The sequence below is a fragment of the Amycolatopsis sp. NPDC051128 genome (assembly GCF_040682715.1).
Lineage (GTDB): Bacteria > Actinomycetota > Actinomycetes > Mycobacteriales > Pseudonocardiaceae > Amycolatopsis.
In genome coordinates this window covers 1-20,955 of the sequence record NZ_JBFBBN010000010.1, presented here as the reverse complement: position 1 = coordinate 20,955, position 20,955 = coordinate 1, and the positions used below count along the sequence as shown (strand labels likewise).

At 71.2% G+C, this 20,955-nt stretch carries 15 protein-coding genes; 9 read left to right on the top strand and 6 right to left on the bottom strand.

The window, feature by feature from the left end; all coding sequences use genetic code 11:
- Positions 1-11: 11 nt before the first annotated feature.
- Positions 12-956, bottom strand: coding sequence for a prolyl aminopeptidase (pip, locus tag AB0M82_RS13470; RefSeq protein ID WP_364721047.1), 945 nt, complete (start codon positions 954-956; stop codon positions 12-14).
- 409 nt (positions 957-1,365) lie between these two features.
- On the opposite strand from pip, the gene AB0M82_RS13465 reads away from it, so the two are divergent.
- Both AB0M82_RS13465 and AB0M82_RS13460 read left to right on the top strand, forming a co-directional pair.
- Positions 1,366-2,292 carry an undecaprenyl-diphosphate phosphatase gene (locus AB0M82_RS13465; protein WP_364721044.1) on the top strand — a complete coding sequence of 309 codons (927 nt, stop codon included), beginning with the start codon at positions 1,366-1,368 and terminating at the stop codon, positions 2,290-2,292.
- Position 2,293: 1 nt separating this feature from the next.
- Complete coding sequence (locus AB0M82_RS13460; protein ID WP_364721041.1) at positions 2,294-3,157, top strand: cytochrome c oxidase assembly protein; 864 nt, start codon at positions 2,294-2,296, stop codon at positions 3,155-3,157.
- Positions 3,158-3,162: 5 nt separating this feature from the next.
- On the opposite strand, the gene panB is transcribed toward AB0M82_RS13460, so the two are convergent.
- Entirely contained in the window at positions 3,163-4,038 is an 876-nt protein-coding gene (panB, locus tag AB0M82_RS13455) for a 3-methyl-2-oxobutanoate hydroxymethyltransferase (protein ID WP_364721039.1), read from the bottom strand.
- Between the two features lie 237 nt (positions 4,039-4,275).
- Between panB and lysX the strand changes: the two genes are divergently transcribed.
- Together lysX and AB0M82_RS13445 are read left to right on the top strand one after the other, a co-directional pair.
- Positions 4,276-7,599, top strand: coding sequence for a bifunctional lysylphosphatidylglycerol synthetase/lysine--tRNA ligase LysX (lysX, locus tag AB0M82_RS13450; protein WP_364721037.1), 3,324 nt, complete (start codon positions 4,276-4,278; stop codon positions 7,597-7,599).
- A 129-nt stretch (positions 7,600-7,728) separates the two neighbouring features.
- On the top strand, positions 7,729-8,319 hold the full coding sequence (locus tag AB0M82_RS13445) for a DinB family protein (protein WP_364721034.1): 591 nt from the start codon (positions 7,729-7,731) through the stop codon (positions 8,317-8,319).
- A gap of 122 nt (positions 8,320-8,441) precedes the next feature.
- On the opposite strand, the gene AB0M82_RS13440 is transcribed toward AB0M82_RS13445, so the two are convergent.
- The gene (locus AB0M82_RS13440) at positions 8,442-8,975 is read right to left on the bottom strand and encodes a methylated-DNA--[protein]-cysteine S-methyltransferase (protein ID WP_364721031.1); all 534 of its coding nucleotides are present in this window, start codon (positions 8,973-8,975) and stop codon (positions 8,442-8,444) included.
- A gap of 92 nt (positions 8,976-9,067) precedes the next feature.
- On the opposite strand from AB0M82_RS13440, the gene AB0M82_RS13435 reads away from it, so the two are divergent.
- Both AB0M82_RS13435 and AB0M82_RS13430 read left to right on the top strand, forming a co-directional pair.
- Positions 9,068-10,450 carry a S8 family serine peptidase gene (locus AB0M82_RS13435; protein WP_364721028.1) on the top strand — a complete coding sequence of 461 codons (1,383 nt, stop codon included), beginning with the start codon at positions 9,068-9,070 and terminating at the stop codon, positions 10,448-10,450.
- A 7-nt stretch (positions 10,451-10,457) separates the two neighbouring features.
- On the top strand, positions 10,458-11,072 hold the full coding sequence (locus AB0M82_RS13430) for a VOC family protein (RefSeq protein WP_364721026.1): 615 nt from the start codon (positions 10,458-10,460) through the stop codon (positions 11,070-11,072).
- Between the two features lie 10 nt (positions 11,073-11,082).
- On the opposite strand, the gene AB0M82_RS13425 is transcribed toward AB0M82_RS13430, so the two are convergent.
- Together AB0M82_RS13425 and secA2 are read right to left on the bottom strand one after the other, a co-directional pair.
- Complete coding sequence (locus tag AB0M82_RS13425) at positions 11,083-12,804, bottom strand: NAD+ synthase (protein ID WP_364721024.1); 1,722 nt, start codon at positions 12,802-12,804, stop codon at positions 11,083-11,085.
- A 128-nt stretch (positions 12,805-12,932) separates the two neighbouring features.
- Positions 12,933-15,272 (bottom strand): accessory Sec system translocase SecA2, encoded by a 2,340-nt coding sequence (secA2, locus tag AB0M82_RS13420; RefSeq protein ID WP_364721022.1) that lies wholly within the window; start codon positions 15,270-15,272, stop codon positions 12,933-12,935.
- A gap of 155 nt (positions 15,273-15,427) precedes the next feature.
- Between secA2 and AB0M82_RS13415 the strand changes: the two genes are divergently transcribed.
- The gene (locus AB0M82_RS13415) at positions 15,428-16,990 is read left to right on the top strand and encodes an alpha/beta hydrolase (protein ID WP_364721439.1); all 1,563 of its coding nucleotides are present in this window, start codon (positions 15,428-15,430) and stop codon (positions 16,988-16,990) included.
- On the opposite strand, the gene AB0M82_RS13410 is transcribed toward AB0M82_RS13415, so the two are convergent.
- A complete protein-coding gene (locus tag AB0M82_RS13410; RefSeq protein WP_364721020.1) occupies positions 16,991-17,608 on the bottom strand; it encodes an LppX_LprAFG lipoprotein in 618 nt (205 codons plus the stop codon). It lies immediately after the preceding gene.
- Between the two features lie 87 nt (positions 17,609-17,695).
- Between AB0M82_RS13410 and AB0M82_RS13405 the strand changes: the two genes are divergently transcribed.
- Together AB0M82_RS13405 and glnA are read left to right on the top strand one after the other, a co-directional pair.
- Positions 17,696-18,976 (top strand): MFS transporter, encoded by a 1,281-nt coding sequence (locus tag AB0M82_RS13405; RefSeq protein WP_364721017.1) that lies wholly within the window; start codon positions 17,696-17,698, stop codon positions 18,974-18,976.
- A gap of 75 nt (positions 18,977-19,051) precedes the next feature.
- Positions 19,052-20,395 carry a type I glutamate--ammonia ligase gene (glnA, locus tag AB0M82_RS13400; protein WP_364721015.1) on the top strand — a complete coding sequence of 448 codons (1,344 nt, stop codon included), beginning with the start codon at positions 19,052-19,054 and terminating at the stop codon, positions 20,393-20,395.
- Positions 20,396-20,955: the final 560 nt, after the last annotated feature.

Here is a 20,955-nt window from a genome sequence, read left to right as displayed (position 1 = left end):
GGCGGCCGGGGTCAGGGCCGGAAGGAGTCCGTCGCCGCGCGCAAGGCGGCGAGGACGCCCGGGTCGGTCACCGCGTGGCCGGCGCCTTCGAGCAGCTTCAGCTCCGACCCGGGCCAGGCCTGGTGCAGCTCGTACGCCGTGATCGGCGGGCACACCGTGTCGTAGCGGCCCTGCACGATCACGCCGGGGATGCCGGCGAGCTTGCCCGCGTCGCGGATCAGCTGTCCGTCGTCGAGCCAGGCGCCGTGGCCGAAGTAGTGGACGGCGAGCCGCGCGAACGTCAGCGCGAACGCCGGTTCGGCGTACTGGCGGACGAAGGTGTCCTGCGGCCGCACCGAAACCGTCGCGCCTTCCCAGGTGCTCCACGCGACCGCGGCCCGGTGCCGCACCTCTTCGTCCGGGTCGTCGAGCAAGGAGGCGTACGCGGCCAGGGGGTCGTCTCGGCGGTCCGGGGCGATCGGGGCGAGGAAGGCTTCCCACTCCCGCGGGAACAGGTGGGCGGCGCCGCCGCGGTAGATCCAGTCGAGTTCGCTCCGCCGCACGGTGAACACCCCGCGCAGGATGATTTCGCTGACGCGGGAAGGGTGCGTCTCCGCGTAGGCGAGGGCGAGGGTCGCGCCCCACGAGCCGCCGAAGAGCTGCCAGCGCTCGATGCCGAGCCGCTCGCGCAGGGCCTCCATGTCGGCGACCAGGTGCCACAGGGTGTTGGCCGAGAGGTCTTCGACGCCCGGTGTCGACCGGCCTGACCCGCGCTGGTCGAACAGGACGATCCGGTACGCCTCGGGGTCGAAGTGCCGCCGCGCCATCGGCGCGATCCCGCTGCCGGGGCCGCCGTGCAGCACCACGACCGGCTTCCCGGCGGGGTTGCCCGCCTCCTGGCACCGGATCCGGTGCCCGTCGCCGACGTCCAGGAACGCTTCGGCCCGAGCGGCGATGGGCGGGTAGAGCTCGTCCATGCCGACACTGTGCCGCAGGGTCTCGGCCGTCGTCCCGGCAACCCGCCGCCGGATACCGGAACGACGGCCAAGAAAGGTGGGAGCCCGCCCCCGCCGCCGGGCTGAGCGGGCTCCCGGTCCGGGGGGTCAGCCGCCTTCGGTGGGTCGCAGGGGCGCGCTGCCGCCGGGGTGGCGATGACGGCCGGCAGTCCGCTCACGCATTTCCGTCCTCCTCGTCGAGGGATCGAAGCTTCGTCGTGGCGGCGACGGGCTAAACGCTAAGCCACAAGTCGAACGTCAGTCAAGAACATGACTGATGTTCATATACGTGAACACTGAAGGTGGATATCGGGCTCGCGTATCCCCCTTGCGGGGCGCTCACCCGCGGGCCGGTAGTTTCCGGGTTCGGGCGGCGAAAAAGGGGTACGAAATGTCCGCGGTGACCTATGTCGAGGCAATTGTCGTCGGTGCCTTGCAAGGGGTGTCGGAATTGTTTCCGGTGTCCAGTCTCGGCCACAGCATCCTGTTGCCTGCCTGGCTCGGCGGTGAATGGCAGCGGGACCTGAGCATCGGAAAGGATTCGCCGTACCTCGCGGTGCTCGTGGCCATGCACGTGGCCACCGCGGTGGCGCTCGTGGTGTTCTTCCGGAAGGACTGGGTGCGGATCGTCGGCGGGCTGTGGACGTCGATCCGGCGCCGGGAGATCCGCACCCCGGAGCAGCGGCTCGCGTGGCTGCTCGTGCTGGCCACCATCCCGGTCGGGCTGGCCGGCCTGCTCCTCGAAGGACTGCTGCGCGACTACCTCGGCAAGCCCGTGCCGTCGGCGATCTTCCTCGCGCTCAACGGCGGAGTGCTCTACGCCGCCGAGAAGTTCTCGCGCCGCCGTCCCGCCGGGGAAGCGGACACTGTGGACTTCTCCGCGGAGGAAACCCTGGTCATGCGGGCGGTCACCGTCGAGGAGGCGACCGACGTCCGGCTGGCGAAGCTGCGCATCGGCGAGGCCGTGCTGATCGGCGCGGCGCAGATCCTCGCGCTGCTGCCGGGCATCAGCCGCTCGGGCATCACGATGGTCGCCGGGCTGCGCCGCGGGCTCGGGCACGAGGACGCCGCGCGGTTCGCGTTCCTGCTCGCCACGCCGGTCATCCTCGCGGCGGGCGTGCTCAAGATGCCGACGCTGTTCGCCCCGGAGAACCAGGCTTCGCTCGGCCCGGCACTCGTCGGCAGCGTTGTCGCGGGCATCGCTTCGTACATTTCCGTCCGGTTCCTCACGGGTTACTTCGAAACGCGCACGCTGACCCCTTTCGCCGTTTACTGTGTGGTCGCCGGAATCGGCAGCCTGATCTTCTTCGCGGTCTGACGTGCCGCTGACTTTCGATGCCCCGGCGGTGCTCGCCGTGCTCGTCCTGGGCGTGCTCTACGTCCGCGCGGCGCGCGGCCGCGAATGGCCGCCGGGCCGCACGACGGCGTTCCTCGCCGGGCTCGCGACCATCCTGGTGGTCACCTGCTCGGCGCTGGCCGTCTACGACACGACGTTCTTCTGGGTGCGCGCGGTCCAGACGACGACGTTGCTGATGATCACCCCGCTGCTGCTCGCACTGGGCGCGCCCCTCCGGCTACTGCTCGACACCGTCCCCGCCCGGTGGGCGCGGAAGCACGGCCGCGGCCCGGTGGCGCGGGCACTGTCGTTCCCGCCGGTCGTCACGCTCGCCCTGGTCGCGCCGGTGCTGGTGCTGTACCTGACGCCGCTCTACGACCTCTCGCTGCGGTCCCCGGTGGTCGACGGCCTCGTCCGGCTCGCGCTCGTGCTGGCGGGCTTCACGTACTTCTGGACGCGCCTCGGGCTCGACCCGACGCCACGGGCGGACCCGCACCTGGTGTCGGTGTGGATCGCGTTCACCGAGGTCATCTTCGACGGCGCGCTGGGCCTGGTGCTGTGGCTCGGCCCGCTGCTCGCCCCGGCGCACTACGCGGCCGCGCACCCGGGCCGGGGCCCGGACCCGCGGACCGACCAGATCATCGGCGCGGGCGTGCTGTGGATCGGCGGCGACGTCGCGGGACTGCCGTTCGTGGTGGCGCTCTTCGTCCGCTGGGCCCGCGACGACGAGCGGCGCGCGAAGCAGATCGACGCCCAGCTGGACGACGAAGCCGCTTCGGGCGCCGCAGCGTCGGCGCTGTGGTGGGAGAACGACCCGGCGCTCGCGGAACGGTTCAAGCGCCGGTGAGCCGCTCAGTCGTGGAAAGCGTGCTCCGCCGCCGGGAACTCGCCCCGCCGGACGTCCTCCGCGAACGCCGTCGCCGCGTTCTGCAGGACCGTCGCGACGTCGGCGTAGCGCTTGACGAACCGGGGTGCCTTGCCGCGCCGCAGTCCGGCCATGTCCTGCCAGACGAGCACCTGCGCGTCGCAGTCCGGGCCGGCGCCGATGCCGACCGTCGGGATCTTCAGCTCCGCCGTGACGCGCTTCGCGGCTTCGGCGGGCACCATCTCCATCACCACCGCGAACGCCCCGGCCTCCTGCAGCGCAAGCGCGTCGGCGAGCAGCGCTTCCGCCGCTTCGCCGCGTCCCTGCACCCGGTAGCCGCCGAGATTGTGTTCGCTCTGCGGGGTGAACCCGATGTGCCCCATCACGGGGACGCCTGCCGACGTCAGCGCCTCGACGTGCGCGGCGAACCGGCGGCCGCCCTCGAGTTTCACGGCGTGCGCCCGGCCCTCCTTCATGAACCGCACCGACGTCTCCAGCCCCTGCTGCGGCGAGAGCTGGTAGGAGCCGAAGGGGAGGTCCGCGACGACCAGCGCCCGCTTGACCGACCGGGTGACGGCCCGGACGAGCGGCAGCAGTTCGTCGACGGTCACCGGCAGCGAGGTGTCGTAGCCGAAGACGTTGTTGGCCGCGGAGTCGCCGACGAGCAGCACCGGGATCCCGGCCTCGTCGAACAGCGCGGCGGTGTACATGTCGTACGCGGTGAGCATGGGCCACGGCTCACCGCGTTCCTTCAGCTCCCGCAGGTGGTGTACGCGGACCTTCCGGCCCGTAGCCGGCTTCGCGGCGGATCCGGTGCCGTAGGGGGCCGCTTCTTCGGCGGGCCCGTTCGCGGTGGCAGACATCGTCGTCGACCGTCCTTCCCTCGAGGCCTCGGTGAGGTCCCCGGGTCGTGGAACAGGGGCGTCCCAAAGCGTGACACGCCCCCGGACCGGCCCCAACCTGGTGCGACCAGCTTCACACCCCCAAGGACGAGCCGCGGTCAGCCTTCAGGTTGATGCCGGGGGACAACCAACCTGTGTTAACTGACGTCAGGAAGAGGCATGACCCCAGATCGGCCGCGAAAGGCGACGAAACCAACGATGGGAACCCTCGCGAGCACGCGTCCCCGCGTTCCCGCCTGGAAGGCGAAGGCGGCCGGCATCGTCGCGACCGTGGTCCAGCTGGGCGCGGTGTTCTCGGTGCTCCTGCTGATCACCGACGGCCCGCACGGACGCCTCCTCAACGGCATCGACATGGCCTTCTCCGGCCTGAGCGTGCCGACCAGCGCGAGCCTGATCATGGTGCTGCTCCTGGTGGTGCTCGGCGGGGCCCTGCGCCGGCGCAAGACGGCGGCGCTCTACACGCTGGTGCTGTTCCAGGTCGGCGGGCTGCTGCTCACCGTGGCCCTGCAGGCGACGCTGCTGTGGTCGCCCGAGCTGCTGTCGCTCGGGTCGAGGCAGGTCCGGCACATCCCGGTCCAGCTGTGGGCGCTCACCGTGGCCGATCTGCTGTCGATCGGGCTGATCGTGCTCCTGCTGGCGCTGCGCCCGGCGTTCCCGGCCCGGCTCGCGCCGAGCGCCTGGCGCGACGGCCTGACCATGCTGTTCGTCGGGCTGGCCGCGGTCATCCTGGTCGGCTGGGGGCTGGCGGAGGCGTTCCCCGGGCACCTCGGCGACACGTGGGAGCGCTTCGCCTGGGTGGTGAACCACGCCACCGGTGAGAACCTGCAGCTGCGCCGGATCGGGGTCGGCGAGGGGCCCGGCTGGCTGGACGTGCTCATCGACCTCAGCGCCACCGCGATCGCCACCGCGGCGCTGTACACGCTCTTCCGCGGCGTACGCAGCCGCCGCCTGCGTACGGACGGCGAAGAGCTTCGCGTGCGTGAGCTGCTCGCCGAGCACGGCGAGGACGACTCTCTCGGCTACTTCGCCACCCGGCGCGACAAGAGCGTCGTCTTCTCCCCGAACGGCCGCGCGGCGGTGACCTACCGGGTGCTCGGCGGCACCAGCGTCGCCAGCGCCGACCCGATCGGGGACCCCGAGGCGTGGCCGGACGCGGTCAGCGCGTGGCTCGACGAGACGCGCACCTACGGCTGGACGCCGGGCGTGCTCGGGGCGAGCGAGCGCGGCGCGAAGGTGTACGCCGGCGCCGGGCTGCGGGCCCTGGAAATCGGGGACGAGGCGGTGCTCGACGTCCGCGAGTTCAGCCTCGCGGGCCCGGAGCGGCGTTCGGTGCGCCAGGCCGTCAAGCGCATCGAGCGGGCCGGCTACACCTCACGGGTCCGCCGGCACGGCGAGATCCCCGACGACGAGATGACCGAGCTCCTGGCCAGGGCGCAGGCCTGGCGCGGCGCCGAGACCGAACGCGGGTTCTCGATGGCGCTGGGCCGGCTCGGCGACCTGAGCGACGGCCGCAGCGTGATGGTGGAGGCTTACGACGTCCACGGCGAGCTGCGCGGGCTCCTCTCGTTCGTCCCGTGGGGACGGCGCGGGCTTTCGCTGGACCTCATGCGCCGCGACCGCGACGCCGAGAACGGCCTCAACGAGTACATGATCGCCGAGGTCGTCGCGGCCGCGCAGCACCTCGGCGCGCAGCGGATCTCGCTCAACTTCGCGATGTTCCGCGCGGTGTTCTCCGAGGGCGAGCGGATCGGCGCGGGCCCGGTGCTGCGGGCCTGGCGCGGCGTGCTGAGCGTCGCGTCGCGGTTCTTCCAGCTGGAGTCGCTGTACCGGTCCAACGCCAAGTACGGGCCGGACTGGGAGCCGCGGTTCCTCTGCTACAAGTCGGCGCGGCGGCTGCCGCGCGTCGGCATCGTCGCCGGCGCGCTCGAAGGGTTCGTCCCGACCGGCCGGTCGCGGTCGCTGCGGCTGGAGACGGTCAGCGACGGCTTCGTCGCGCGCGTCCAGGAGATCGAAGAAACCACGGCGGTGCCCGTGGTCACGGCGGCCCGGCGGCCCGAGCAGGTCCGCGTCCGCATCGCGAAGCTCGCCAAGCTGCGCGAAGCCGGCATCGACCCGTACCCGGTCGGGTTCCGCCGCGACGACCACATCGGCGATGTCGTGAAGAAGTTCGGCGACCTGGCCCCGGACACCGTCACCGGGCACCGGGTCCGGATCGCCGGGCGCGTGCTGGCGATGCGCGTCCTCGGCGGCCTGTGCTTCGCGCGGGTCAAGGACTTCAGCGGTGAGATCCAGCTGATGCTCGAGGCGGGCGAGCTGGAGCTCACCGGCTGGCGGACCGGCGTCGACCTCGGCGACCACGTCGGCGTCAGCGGCCAGGTCGTGACGTCGAAGCGGGGCGAGCTCTCGGTGCTCGTCGACGAGTGGACGGTCACCGCGAAGTGCCTGCACCCTCTGCCGGACAAGCGGAAGGGCCTCACCGACCCGGAGACGCGGGTGCGGCAGCGTTACCTCGACCTCGCGGTCAACCCGGAGTCGACGAACATGCTGCGGCTGCGGTCCAAAGTGGTCCGCGCGGTGCGCGAGCGGCTGCACCACGCCGACTACCTCGAGGTCGAGACGCCGATGCTGCAGACGGTGCACGGCGGCGCCAACGCCCGCCCGTTCGTCACGCACATCAACGCCTACGACATGCGGATGTACCTGCGGATCGCGCCCGAGCTGTACCTGAAGCGGCTGTGCGTCGCCGGGGTCGAGCGCGTCTTCGAGCTCAACCGCAACTTCCGCAACGAAGGCGTCGACGCGACCCACAACCCCGAGTTCACGATGCTCGAGGCGTACCAGGCGTACGCGGACTACGACACGATGAGGACGCTGACGCGCGAGCTCGTCCAGCACGCGGCCGAAGCGGCGTACGGCGCGCAGATCGTGCGAAGGCCCGACGCCGACGGCAAGCTCGTCGAGCACGACATCTCCGGCGACTGGCCGGTGATCCCGGTGCACGAGGCCGTTTCGGCGGCGCTGGGCGAGCGGATCGACTCGGGCACGCCGGTGGCCGAGCTGCGGCGGCTGTGCGTCGCGGCGGGCGTGCCGGTGGGGGAGGACCCGAGCCACGGCGACCTCGTCCTCAAGGCGTTCGAGCACCTCGTCGAGGGCGCGACCGTGCTGCCGACCTTCTACACGGACTACCCGACCGACGTCTCACCGCTGACCCGCCAGCACCGCGAGGACCCCCGGCTCGCCGAACGCTGGGACCTCATCGCGTTCGGCTCCGAGGTCGGCACCGCCTACACCGAGCTGACCGACCCGATCGAGCAGCGACGGCGGCTGGAGGCGCAGTCGCTGCGCGCGGCCAGCGGCGACGTCGAAGCGATGGAGCTGGACGAGGACTTCCTGCTCGCCCTGGAACACGGCATGCCGCCCACCGGCGGCCTCGGGCTGGGCGTCGACCGGCTGCTGATGATGCTCACCGGCGCGTCGATCCGCCAGACCGTCCTGTTCCCGTTCGTCCGTCCGCAGGCGTGACGACTCGGTCGACCTGGTCACGGGTCAGCAAGCCCGCGGCGCGGCAGGCTCCTCGATAGCGGAATTCCCGCCGGAATGTCGGTGGTGGGTGGCACGATCGCGGCAGGTATTCCCGGAGGAAGGAACGACATGGCGGGAAACGTGCGCCCGGTGGCGGACGAGCGTGACGGGCTGCTGAGCTTCCTGGAGCAGCAGCGGTACGTGCTCAAGCTGGCCGCCCACGGCCTGACGGACGAACAGGCGAGACTCACCTCGACGAAGAGCTCCCTCTCGGTGGGCGGACTGATCAAGCACGTGGCGAGCACCGAGGACGGCTGGCTGGACACGGTGCTGCAGGTGCCGCGGAAGCCGTTCGGCGAGGCGGTCGCGGAGTACGAGGCGGCGCACCGCCTGGGTCCGGACGAGACCCTGGAGAGCGTGCTGAAGCGCTACGACGAGGTGGCGGCCCGCACGGCCGAGGTCATCGCGGGCATCGACGATCTCGGCCAGGCGGTCCCGGTGCCGAAGGGCGTGCCGTGGTTTCCGCAGGACGTCGAGGCGTGGTCGGTCCGCTGGGTGCTGCTGCACCTGATCCAGGAGACGGCCCGCCACGCGGGCCACGCGGACATCATCCGCGAGCACATCGACGGCGGCACGGCGATCCCCCTGATGGCGGCGGCCGAGGGCTGGCCGGAGTCCCCGTGGATCAAGCCCTGGAAGCCAACCACCCAACCAGCCTGACCAGGCCCGGCTCGCGGCCACCCCGCCGCGAGCCGACCCGCCAGGTACGCGAGTCGACCGTCTGGGTACGCGAGATGCCTCTCCAGTCACGCGCGATACCCCTCCGCGCACGGCCGGGAGGCTCAGAACAGTGTCGGCTCGTCGGCCAGCGCGCCTTCGATCACGAGCATCCGGCGTTTCGTCTCGACCCCGCCGCGGGCCGAGAACCCGCCGTCCTTGCCGCCGGCCGCGAGGACCCGGTGGCAGGGCACGATGATCGGGAACGGGTTGTGCCCCATGGCCTGCCCGACGGCCTGCGCGGACCCCGGCCGGCCGAGGCGGTGCGCGATGTCGCCGTAGGTCAGCGTCTTGCCGGGCGGGATCGTCCGCGCGATCTCGTACGCGCGGCGGTTGAACTCCGGTACGCCGGAAAATTCCAGCTCCACCGAGGCCAGATCCTGACGCGCGCCGGCGAGCAGCGCCACGATCCCGTCGACCGCGGCTCGCACCGGCGCCGGCGGCGTCCCCTCGACGGCGTCGGGGAACCGCTGGACCAGCCACGCGCGGGTCCGCGAAGCGCTGCCCTCGGGCAGCGATGTGCCGATCACGACGTCGTCGCGCCACGCGAGCCCGCAGGCCCCGATCGCCGTGTCGAACACCGTGAACCCCGTTGTCATCCCGCCAGCCTACGACCGAACCCACGACGGAAGAGGGGTACCGCCGCCGCGAATGATCGCTAAGTTCGGTTTGGGCGATTCGAGGAGGACATGTGCGGCGAGCAATCCTGGTGACGGCACTGCTGCTCGGCTTGGCCGCTACCCCCGCGGCCGCGGATCCCCTGGTCATGCCGCACGTCGTCGTCACGCACGCCGGCCCACTGCACACCTGGTGGGCCGAACGGACGGTCGAGAAGGCCGGCGGCACCGTGGTCGCGTCCTACCCGCAGATCGGCGTCGTCGTCGCGTACACCGCGAAGGACGACTTCGCCGCGAAGGTCCGTCGCACACCGGGGATCGACGCCGTCGGCGCGACGCGCACCGCGAAGATCCCGAAGGAGTTCTTCGCGCCCCGCAAGGACGTCCGCTACACCGGCCCCGGCTCGCCGAACTCCGGCCTGGTCCCGCCGGAGGGGACGGCTTGGGACGTCCCGGCGCTGCACCTGCCGGAAGCGCACCAGGTCACCGAAGGCAGCAAACGCACCGTCGTCGGCGTGCTCGACGTCGGCGTCGACGACACTCACCCCGACCTGAAGAACACTTTCGACCCCAAGAGCTCGGTCTCCTGCCTCTCGGGCTGGGCGGACCGGAGCCCCGGCGCCTGGCGGCCGACGCTCGACGGCCACGGCACGCACGTCGCGGGCACGATCGCCGCGGCCCGCGACGGCAAGGGCGTCGTCGGCGTCGCGCCCGGAACGAGGATCGCCGCCGTGAAGCTGGCCGAACTCGACGACACCGAGACGGCCGAAAGCATGGTCTGCGGGTTCGTTTGGGCCGCCGAGCACGGGTTCGCCGTGACCAACAACAGCTACCGCTCGATCCCGTGGCGCTACAACTGCGACGACCAGCCGGACCAGGCCGCGGCGAAGCTGGCCGTCGGCCGGGCGGTCGCGTACGCGCAGCGCCGGAACGTCCTGGTGGTCGCCTCCGCCGGCAACGCCGGGATCGATCTCGACACCCGTTCGGTCGACCGCGACAGCCCGGCGGACAGCACCCCGGTGGAGCGCCGCATCGACCCGACCTGCACGCGGCTGCCGCACGAGCTGCCCGGCGTCGTCGGCACCGGCGCGCTCGACGAGAAGCTGCTCAAGGCGAGTTTCTCGAACTACTCCGCCTCCCGGATCAGCGTCGCCGCGCCTGGCGCGCGCGTCTGGTCGACCTGGCCGAACGGCGAATACCGGTCGGCGAGCGGGACGTCGATGGCCGCGCCGCACGCGAGCGGCGTCGCCGCCCTGATCGCGAGCCGGCACCCGAGCTGGGGCGCCGAGCGGATCAAGCGCGCCCTCTTCGACACGGCGACGCCGTTGCCGTGCCCGAACCCTTACGACCCGAACGGCGACGGAACACCGGACGCCGTCTGCCGGGAGACCCACGCCGGCACGACGTTCTACGGCCACGGATTGGTCGATGCGGCGAGCGCCGTCGGCGCGGGATGATGTCCCCGTGCTCGATCACCTCGTCTACGCCGGCCCGGACCTCGCCGAGGCCGTCGCCCGCGTCACCGAACTCACCGGGGTCACGCCCGCGCCCGGCGGCCGTCACGTCGGCGTAGGCACCGCCAACCACCTCGCCGACCTCGGCGCCGGGATGTACCTGGAGGTGATCGGCCCGGACCCGGCGCAACCGGAGCCCGGACGGCCCCGGCCGTTCGGGATCGACGATCTGACCGAACCGGCCCTGGTGGCCTGGGCGGTCCGCACGACCGACCTCGACGCGACGATCGCCGCGGCCCGTTCCCACGGCTTCGACCCGGGCGACGCGATCGAGATGTCCCGCGAAACCGGCGACGGCGAGCTGCTGCGCTGGCGCCTGACCCCGCCGAGCCCTCCGGGGACCCTGCACCCGTTCCTCATCGACTGGGGCGGCACCCCGCACCCGACGACGCGCGGCCTGCCGTCCCTGCCGTTGCTGATGGTCACCGGCCACCACCCTGACCCGGATTCGGTGCTGGCGGTGACGGACGCGCTCGGCCTCGAACTGCTGGTCCGCCGCGCCGATCGGGCCGGTCTGACGGCGGCCGTCCGGACGCCGGAAGGCCGCCAGGTCGCCCTGAGCTGAAGCAGCCGGGCTAGGCCTTGCCCTCGCGCCACGCGTTGGTGATCGGCAGCCGCCGGTCGCGGCCGAAGGCTTTGAACGTGATCTTCGTGCCCGGCGGGTACTGGCGCCGCTTGTACTCGGCCTTGTCGACCATCCGCACCACGCGGTCGATGGTCTCCGGGTCGAAGCCGGCCTCGATCAGGTCGGCGTAGCCGCGGTCGCCCTCGACGTAGTCGTCGAGGATGTCGTCGAGCAGCGCGTAGTCCGGCAGCGAGTCGGAGTCCATCTGGCCGGGCCGCAGCTCGGCCGACGGCGGCTTCGAGATCGAGTTCTCCGGGATCGGCGGGATTTCGCCGCGTTGGGCTGCTGTGGCGTTGCGCCACCGGGCCAGCTGCCAGACGTGCGTCTTGAACACGTCCTTGATCGGGGCGAACGCGCCGACCGCGTCGCCGTAGATCGTCGAGTACCCCACGGCCAGCTCGGTCTTGTTGCCCGTGGCCAGCACCAGATGACCATCCAGATTGGACAGTGCCATGAGGAGCATGCCCCGCGTCCGTGCCTGGATGTTCTCCTCGGCCAGGCCCGTCAGGGAAAGCTGCTCGACGTACACGCGGACCATGTCCTCGACCGGTTCGACCCGGTAGTGCGCGCCGATCCGGCGGGCGAGGTCGGCCGCGTCGTCCTTCGAGTGGCCCGACGAGTACCGCGAGGGCATCGAGACGCCGTAGACGTTGTCGCCGCCCAGCGCGTCCGCGGCCAGCGCCGCGCAGACCGCCGAGTCGATACCGCCGGAGAACCCGAAGGTGACCGACGAGAACCCGTTCTTGTGGACGTAGTCCCGCAGCCCGACGACCAGCGCCGACCACACCTCGGCCTCGTCGGACAGCGGCTCGCTGATCACCGGCCGGGCCGTCGGTTCGTAGGCGGGCAGCGGCTCCGAGCTCAGCACGCGACGCCGGACGTGCAGGCCTTCGAGCTCGCCGTCGCCGGCGTGCCCGCCCGCGGCGAGGTCCATGTCGAGCACGAGCAGGTGCTCGACGAACTGTGGCGCGCGCGCCACCACGGCGCCGTCCGCGGCGACGACGAGCGAGTCGCCGTCGAACACGAGGTCGTCCTGGCCGCCGACCTGGTTGGTGTAGACCAGCGGGGCGCCGGCCTCGGCGGCGCGCCGCGCGATGAGCGGCAGGCGCTGCTCGTCCTTGGACCGCTCGTACGGCGACGCGTTCGGCGCCACGACGAGGTCGACGCCGGCGCGGCCGAGCGCCGAGATCGGCCCGCCGTCCTGCCAGATGTCCTCGCAGATGACCATGCCGATGTCGAGGCCGTGGAACCGGACGACGTCGAGCGTGGTGCCCGGCTTGAACCAGCGGTGCTCGTCGAACACGCCGTAGTTGGGCAGGTGGTGCTTGAACTGCCGCGCGACGACCTCGCCGCGGTAGAGGGCCGCGGCGGCGTCGCGCGGGCCGGCCTCGTCGAGGTCGAGGTAGCCGATGTAGGTCAGCACGTCACCGCAGCCGGCCCCGTCGAGGCGGCGCGCCAGCGACTCGACGGCCTCCCGGGAGGCCGCGGCGAAGGTGCGGCGCAGCGAGAGGTCCTCGACGGGGTATCCGGTCAGGGACATCTCGGGGAAGACCACGACGTGGGCGCCGGCTTCGGCGGCCCGGCGGGTCCAGTCGACGTGCAGGTCGGCGTTGCCGTCGAGGTCACCGACGGTGGGGTTGACCTGGGCGAGCGCGATGCGCAGTTGCGGCATGCCGCCATTCTGGCTCACGGCCACCCGCCCGGCCGAGCGAATGTGGGCGAAATGCCACAGGCCGTTCGCGGCGGGTCGTGAGCGGGAAACAGTGTGCCGACCCTGTTTCCCACTCACGACCGGTCCCGCTACTTGCGCTTGATCATGCTCCGGACCTTCTTGATGGTCTGCTCGAAGTCGGAGTCGAACGGGTTGTCGTGCACCAGGTAGGTCCACGTCGTGTTCGCCCGCCGGACGCCGGCCTCGCCGAGGTCGATGCCCTCGTCGGTCAGCTCCGCCTCTTCGAGCGTCTTCGCCGCCCGCGTGTTCGCCTCGCCGATGATCTTGTGGAACTCGGGGATCGCCGCGCGGTGGAACTCGTCCAGCGGCGTCTCCCGCGCCAGCGCGCGCAGGTGGATGCTCTCGCGGACGTCGGTCAGGTACGCCAGGTGGTCGGACCACAGCTGGTCGACGTGGAACAGCAGCACCTCGCGGCACATCTGCTCCAGCTTGTCCTGGTCGTCGAGCTTCTCCTTCAGCTCGGCGAACTTCTCCGGGTGCGCCTTCTCCAGCTGCTCCGCCGCGTACGCGGTGCGAAGCACCTTGTCGCGGTGGGCCAGGAGGTCACCGCGCTGCCGTTCGATCAGCCGCGTGTACCGCCAGGTGTTCCGGTGGATCTCGAGGTCGACGCCTTCCGCGACGCGCTGGGCGTGGTTGAGCTGCCGCAGCGCCGCCGGGTCGGTGATCTCGCCGGTCTCCTCGTCGTCGGTGATGCCCTCGGGCACGTCCGGCGCGTTCGACAGCACGAGCTCGTCGTTGAGGCTGGCGAAGAAGATCGCGCTGCCCGGGTCGCCCTGCCGGCCGGAGCGGCCGCGCAGCTGCCCGTCGAGCCGGCTCGACGGGTACCGCGCGGTGCCGATGACGTGCAGCCCGCCCAGCTCGACGACCTCTTCGCGGGTCGCGCCGTCGGTGCCGCCCAGCCGGATGTCCGTACCGCGGCCCGCCATCTGCGTGGACACGGTGACCGCGCCCTTCTTGCCGGCCTCGGCGATGATCGCGGCCTCTTCGGCGTCGTTACGCGCGTTGAGCACGACGCACTCGAGGTCGACCTTCGCGAGCTTCTCGGCCAGCTCCTCCGACTCGGCGACGTCCTGGGTGCCGACGAGGATCGGCCGCCCGGTCTCGTGCACCGTGCGGATCTCCTCCTCGATCGCCCGCAGCTTCTGCGACGGCGACGCGAAGATCCGGTCTTCCTGGTCCTCGCGGATGTTCGGGGTGTTGGGCGGGATGACCGCGACCTCGAGCTCGTAGAACTCCCGCAGCTGCTCGGCGACGGCGACCGCGGTACCGGTCATGCCCGCCACCTCGGGGTACCGCGCGAGCAGCGCCTGGACGGTGATCGAGTCCAGGATCTCGCCGCGGTCGGTGGCGCTGACCTGCTCCTTCGCCTCGACGGCGGCCTGGAGGCCGTCCGGCCAGCGCTGCAGTTCGGCGACGCGGCCGCGGGCGGCGTTGATGAGCTGCACCTTGCCGTCGCGGACCAGGTAGTCGACGTCGCGGGTGAGCAGCGCGTGCGCGTGCAGCGCGACGTTCACCGCGGGCAGCCGGTCCGACGCGGTCTCGCCGTAGAGGTCGTCGACCTCCAGGCCGAGCGACTTCGCGACCACGGACGCGCCGGCGTCGGTCAGCCAGGCGTTGCGGCCCTCGCTGTCGGTCTCGTAGTGCAGGCCCAGGCGCAGCCGCCGGACGACCTTCGCGACCTCTTCGTCGGCGTCGGTGTGGTCGATCGAGCCGGCCATCACCAGCGGGACGCGGGCCTCGTCGACGAGCACCGAGTCCGCCTCGTCGACGATCGCGACCTCGGGTGCGGGCTGGACGAGGTCGTCCACGTGCGTGACCAGGCGGTCGCGCAGCACGTCGAAGCCGATTTCGGCGACGGCGCCGTAGGTGACGTCCTTGGCGTAGGCCTCCTTGCGCTGCTCCCGCGTGTGCGCCGGCTCGACCCAGCCGACCGACACGCCGAGCAGGGCGTAGACCGGGCCCATCCACTCCGCGTCGCGCCGGGCCAGGTAGTCGTTGACGGTGACGACGTGCACGCGCTTTCCGCGCAGGGCGTACCCGGCCGCGGCCAGCGCGCCGGCGAGCGTCTTGCCCTCACCGGTCTCCATCTGCACCACGTGCTTGGTGAGCAGGCCCATCGTGCCCAGCACCTGCACGTCGAACGCGCGCTCGCCGAGCGCCCGCCGGGCGGCCTCGCGGCCCAGCGCGCACACCTCGACCAGCTGGTTGTCGCCGAAAGCGGTTTCCTTCAGCGTCTCGCGAAGCTTGTTCGCCCGCTCGGTCAGCTCCTCGTCGGAGAGCTTCTCCAGCTCGGGTTCGAGCTTCTCGACCGCGGGCAGCAGTGCTTCGTAGCGGGTCAGCTCGACGCTGCCCGGCCGCTGGATGATCCGGCGGAGCTTCTTGCCCACCCGGCTGATCAGTGCTGCCACCCCTGGTCTCCCGTTCTCTCTCGCTCGACCGGCCTCCACCACCCAACGCCACGGTGGTGCGTTCGAGTTCCGCGGCCGGATGGGACGATCCAACCGTGTTCCCTCATCCCAGCGCCAGGTCCCGTGCCCGCCGGATCACCGCGATCGCGACATCCGTGCTGTTCGCGGTCTCGCTGACCGCCTGCACGTCCACCGGCAAGACCGCGCCACCGGCGCCGACGACCGAGTCGCACCCGCCGTCCGGGCCGGTGCCCGCCGGGTTGGAGCGCTTCTACGGCCAAAGCCTGACCTGGGCCGACTGCGCACCTTACGCGACATCGGAGGACGCGAGGTCGGCGTTCCAGGCGAAAGACGTCCAGTGCGCCCGGCTGACCGTGCCGCTGGACTACGCCAAGCCGGCCGGGGACACGATCACGCTGGGCCTGCTCCGGCACAAGGCGACCGACGACGGCGCGCGGATCGGGTCGCTGGTCGTCAACCCAGGTGGCCCGGGCGCGTCGGGCATGGTCGCGGCCGCCGGGCTGGTCAAGCCGGCCACGAGCACCGGGCTCGGCAAGCGTTTCGACCTGGTCGGGTTCGACCCGCGGGGGATCGCCGCCAGCCAGCCCGCCATCCACTGCCTGACCGACGCCGAGCGCGACGCCGACCGCGCCGACGACAGCGAGACCGACGGCTCGCCGCCGGGCGTGCTCAAGCAGGAGTCGCAGGAAAAGGACTTCGCCGCCAAGTGCGCCCAGCGCACCGAGGACGGCACCGGGATGCTGGCCAACGTCGGCACCCGGGACGTCGTGAAGGACCTGGACGTCCTCCGCTCGGTCCTCGGCGACGAGAAGCTGACCTACCTGGGCTACTCCTACGGCACCCGGATCGGGTCGGCCTACGCCGAGGCGTTCCCGAAGAACGTCCGCGCGATGGTGCTCGACGGCGCGGTCGACCCGGAGCAGGACGCGGTCGAGTCGCTGGTCGCGCAGGGCCAGGGCTTCGGGACGGCGTTCACGCAGTTCGCGAAGTGGTGCGCGGCCCAGCAGGACTGCGCGCTCGGCTCGGACCCGAACGCCGCGGTCAAGGCCTTCCAGGGGCTGGTCCGGCCGCTGATCGACTTCCCGGTGCCGGTCGGCGACGGCCGCAAGCTCTCCTACGAGGACGCGACCACCGGCGTCATCCAGGCGCTCTACCAGGAGAGCCTCTGGGACGCCCTGAACTCGGGCCTCAACGAGCTGAAGCAGCAGCGCGGCGCGACGCTGGAGAAGCTCGCCGACATCTACAACGAGCGCGACTCCGACGGCCGCTACGGCACCACCCAGGACGCGTTCACGGCGATCCGCTGCGTCGACGACCCGCGCGTCACCGACCCGAACGTCATCCTCAAGGCGCAGGAGGAGTACGTGAAGGTGGCGCCGTTCCTCGACGACGGCCGCCCGGCGAGCGCGGCCCGCGACGCGTGCGCGTTCTGGCCCGTGCCGAACACCTCGGAGCCGCACGTGCCGAACGTCGAAGGCCTGGCGAAGACGCTGGTCATCTCGACGACCAACGACCCGGCGACGCCGTACCAGGCCGGGGTCAACCTCGCGAAGGGCCTGAAGGGCGCCCTGCTCACCTTCGAGGGCACCCAGCACACGGTGTTCCTGCAGGGCGTGAAGTGCGTCGACCAGGCGGGCACGGACTACCTCGTCGACGGCACGGTGCCCCCGGACGGAACCCGGTGCTCGGGGCAGTAGTTACGCCTGCTTGGTCAGCGACAGTTCGATCATCACCGGGCTGAGATGGTTGTCCGGGGCCGGGATCTGCACCCACAGCCGGACGAACCGCCGGGGCAGGGCGTCGGAGACCCACACCTTGACGTTGAGATCGGCGTCGACCTGCGCGAGCACGCCGTGCGCGACGGGGGCCGGAACCCGGCCGCCGACCCGCAGCGCGGCCGCGCCGTCGACGTTCTCGCGGCCTTCGGTCTTGGCGTCCGTGAAGCCGTCGAGCAGCCGCTTCAGCCCGCCGGCCGGGCCGAGGAACGCGCTGACCGCGTACGCCTCGGGCAACGAACCCTGCCCGTCGCGCACGTCGAAGGGGAACTTCGTGTGCCCGTCACCGTCCTGGACGTCGGCCGTACCGGTCGCGGTCCCGCCGTCGTCCAGGGTCGCGTCGCCCTCGATCTGCCGGAGCGGGAAGCCCTCGAGCACCCCGTTGACCCCGGCCGCGAAGTGGACGCTCCGCACCGAGGCGAACGACGTCGCGGCGTCGCGGACCAGCTCGGCGCCCGCGGGGAAGGGCCCGCGCGTGTCGGGCGATCCGGTGCAGCCGGCCGTCAGCAGGAGCACGAGCAGCAGGGCGAGGCGGGCCATCCCCAAAGCCTACTGTTGGCCCGATCCTTACGGAGGATGTCCTTCCGGCCACTTTCGGGTTCTGCCGCGCGCGATGAAACTGCTGAGGTGACTGTCGAGACCCGCCCTGCCCCGAAGTTGCACCGCGCCTGGTTGATCGCCGGTGCCGCGTTCGTCGCGCTGCTCGCCTCCGCCGGCTTCCGCTCCGCCCCCGGCGTCCTCATCGACCCGCTGCACGAGGAATTCGGCTGGTCGACGGCGACGATCAGCTCCGCCGTCTCGGTGAACCTCGTGCTCTACGGACTCTTCGCGCCGTTCGCGGCCGCGCTGATGGAGCGCTTCGGCATCCGCCGGGTCTCGGCGACGGCGCTGTTCGTCATCGCCCTCGGCGCGGCCGGCACGGTGTTCATGACCGCGAGCTGGCAGCTCGTGCTCTGCTGGGGCGTGCTGATCGGCGCGGGCACCGGCTCGATGGCGATGAGTTTTGCCGCGACCGTCGCGGCCCGGTGGTTCGTCCGCAGCCGTGGTGTCGTCACCGGCGTCCTGACCGCGGCGGGCGCCACCGGCCAGCTGATCTTCCTGCCGCTCATCGCGAACCTCGCGGTGGGTTCGGGCTGGCGCACGGCGTCGCTGGTGATCGCGATCGCCGCGCTCGCCGTCGTCCCGGTGGTCCTGCTGGTGATCCGCGACCACCCGGCCGACGTCGGCACCACGGCCTACGGCGCGCCGGCCGACGTGGAGGTCGCGCGCCCGGCGTCGAAGACCGGCTCGGCGCGCCGGGCGCTTTCGGTGCTGGGCCAGGCGGCCCGGACCCGGACGTTCTGGCTGCTGGCGGCCGGCTTCGCGATCTGCGGCGCGACGACCAACGGCTTGGTCGGCACCCACTTCGTCCCGGCCGCGCACGACCACGGCATGCCGCAGACGACCGCCGCGGGCCTGCTGGCACTGGTCGGCGTCTTCGACGTCGTCGGCACGATCTTCTCGGGCTGGCTCACCGACCGCGTCGACCCGCGGATCCTGCTCGGCGTCTACTACGCCCTGCGCGGGCTCTCGCTGGCACTGCTGCCGCAGCTGTTCACCGGCTCGGTGCAGCCGAGCATGTGGGCGTTCATCCTGTTCTACGGCCTAGACTGGGTGGCCACGGTCCCGCCGACGGTCGCGCTCTGTGTCCGCGCGTTCGGCGACGCCGGCCCGATCGTGTTCGGCTGGGTCTTCGCCTGCCACCAACTCGGCGCCGCCTTCGCGGCTTCGGCGGCCGGCCTGGTCCGCGACCAGCTGGGGAACTACGACCTCGCCTGGTACTCGGCGGCGGTCCTGGCGGTGCTCGCGTCGGTCGCTTCGCTGGCCATCACCCGGGCGAAGAAGCCCGCTCCGGTGCTCGCGACGTGACCCGCCCGCATTGACTGGGTCACCATCGGCGCGTCGCGAAACACGCCGTTAACACGCTGTCGTTAGGGTGCGGCCATGGATCGCCAGCAGGAATTCGTGCTTCGCACGCTCGAGGAGCGCGACATCCGTTTCGTCCGACTCTGGTTCACCGATGTGCTGGGGTTCCTCAAGTCCGTCGCGGTCGCGCCGGCGGAGCTCGAAGGCGCCTTCAACGATGGGATCGGCTTCGACGGCTCGGCCATCGAAGGCTTCGCGCGGGTGTACGAATCCGACATGGTCGCCAAGCCCGACCCGTCGACGTTCCAGGTGCTGCCGTGGGAGACGCCGGAGGGCGGGCCGTACTCGGCGCGGATGTTCTGCGACATCGCGATGCCGGACGGCTCGCCGTCGTGGGCCGACCCACGGCACGTCCTGCGCCGTCAGCTGTCGAAGGCGGCGGAAGCGGGGTTCACCTGCTACGTCCACCCTGAGATCGAGTTCTTCCTGCTCTCGAGCGTCCCCGAGGACGGCAGCGAGCCGGAGCCGGCGGACAACGGCGGCTACTTCGACCAGGCCAGCCACGCCACGGCGACGCACTTCCGCCGGCACGCCATCGAGACGCTCGAGGCGATGGGCATCTCGGTCGAGTTCAGTCACCACGAGGGCGCCCCAGGCCAGCAGGAGATCGACCTCCGCTACGCCGACGCGCTGACGATGGCCGACAACGTGATGACGTTCCGCTACGTCGTCAAGGAGGTCGCGCTGACCCAGGGTGTGCGCGCGACGTTCATGCCCAAGCCGTTCACCGACCAGCCCGGGTCGGGGATGCACACGCACGTCAGCCTGTTCGAAGGCGACCGCAACGCGTTCTACGACGCGGAGGACCCGCACGAGCTGTCGGAGACCGGCAAGGCCTTCGTCGCCGGGGTGCTCCACCACGCGAAGGAGATCTCGGCGGTCACCAACCAATGGGTGAACTCCTACAAGCGCCTGATCAGCGGGAGCGAGGCGCCGACCACGGTCTCGTGGGGCCGGGCGAACCGCTCCGCACTCGTTCGGGTGCCGATGTACTCACCCGGCAAGGCGTCCTCCCGACGGGTGGAGATCCGCACCCTCGACTCGGCGTGCAACCCGTACCTGGCGTACTCGGTCATCCTCGCCGCCGGGCTCAAGGGGATCGAAAAGGCCTACGAGCTGCCGCCACCCGCCGAGGACAACATCTGGCAGCTGAGCGACTCCGAGCGGCGCGCCGCCGGGTACTCACAGCTGCCGCAGAACCTGGGCGAGGCGCTGTCGGAGATGGAGAAGTCCGAGCTCCTGCCGGAAGCCCTCGGCGAGCACGTCTACGACTTCTTCCTCCGGAACAAGCGCGTGGAGTGGGACAACTACCGCAGCGCGGTGACCCCGTACGAGCTCCGCACCCTGCTCCCGGTGCTTTGACCGAGCGGCTTTGAACGAAGCGGCGGCCGGTGTCCGAGTCCTCTCGGCGCCGGCCGCCGTTCTTCGTACCGGCCCCGCTCTGTCGTCGTAGCCCTCCGTATACCTTCTGACCTGCGGCGATGCCGTTAAGTGACCCCCCTGTTCGGGGCCCGTTCCGGGGCATGTAATCTTCTCTTCGTCGCCAGGAACACCGGGTCACACCGGGGCCGCAAGCCCCGGAGACCAGGCCGGGACGAGCGGGTTGACACCGCGGATCGGACCGGGTAATGTTCAGCGTCGGCCCACGAGCGGCCGCCGAATCCCTACGACTAACACCGTAGGCTTAGGCATGCTCGACCAAAAGCTTGTGAATATCGCTTGGAACAAATGCCGAGGATGAAGCCGCTGATAAAGCGGTCAATCCGGAGTGTGTTGCTTGAGAACTCAACAGTGTGCTAGTGAACTAAGCCAGTAGAGCTTATGTATTTTGAACCTCGTTTGAGGTTCCTTTGAGAGCATTAATTTGCCTCGATTAAACTGTTCATTGATGGAGAGTTTGATCCTGGCTCAGGACGAACGCT

What these genes read in the sequence shown, in the direction of transcription:
- pip (WP_364721047.1), bottom strand. Translation starts at nt 956, where the DNA reads ATGGACGAGCTCTACCCGCCCATCGCCGCTCGGGCCGAAGCGTTCCTG.
- AB0M82_RS13465 (WP_364721044.1), top strand. Translation starts at nt 1,366, where the DNA reads ATGTCCGCGGTGACCTATGTCGAGGCAATTGTCGTCGGTGCCTTGCAA.
- panB (WP_364721039.1), bottom strand. Translation starts at nt 4,038, where the DNA reads ATGTCTGCCACCGCGAACGGGCCCGCCGAAGAAGCGGCCCCCTACGGC.
- lysX (WP_364721037.1), top strand. Translation starts at nt 4,276, where the DNA reads ATGGGAACCCTCGCGAGCACGCGTCCCCGCGTTCCCGCCTGGAAGGCG.
- AB0M82_RS13445 (WP_364721034.1), top strand. Translation starts at nt 7,729, where the DNA reads ATGGCGGGAAACGTGCGCCCGGTGGCGGACGAGCGTGACGGGCTGCTG.
- AB0M82_RS13440 (WP_364721031.1), bottom strand. Translation starts at nt 8,975, where the DNA reads ATGACAACGGGGTTCACGGTGTTCGACACGGCGATCGGGGCCTGCGGG.
- AB0M82_RS13425 (WP_364721024.1), bottom strand. Translation starts at nt 12,804, where the DNA reads ATGCCGCAACTGCGCATCGCGCTCGCCCAGGTCAACCCCACCGTCGGT.
- AB0M82_RS13410 (WP_364721020.1), bottom strand. Translation starts at nt 17,608, where the DNA reads ATGGCCCGCCTCGCCCTGCTGCTCGTGCTCCTGCTGACGGCCGGCTGC.
- glnA (WP_364721015.1), top strand. Translation starts at nt 19,052, where the DNA reads ATGGATCGCCAGCAGGAATTCGTGCTTCGCACGCTCGAGGAGCGCGAC.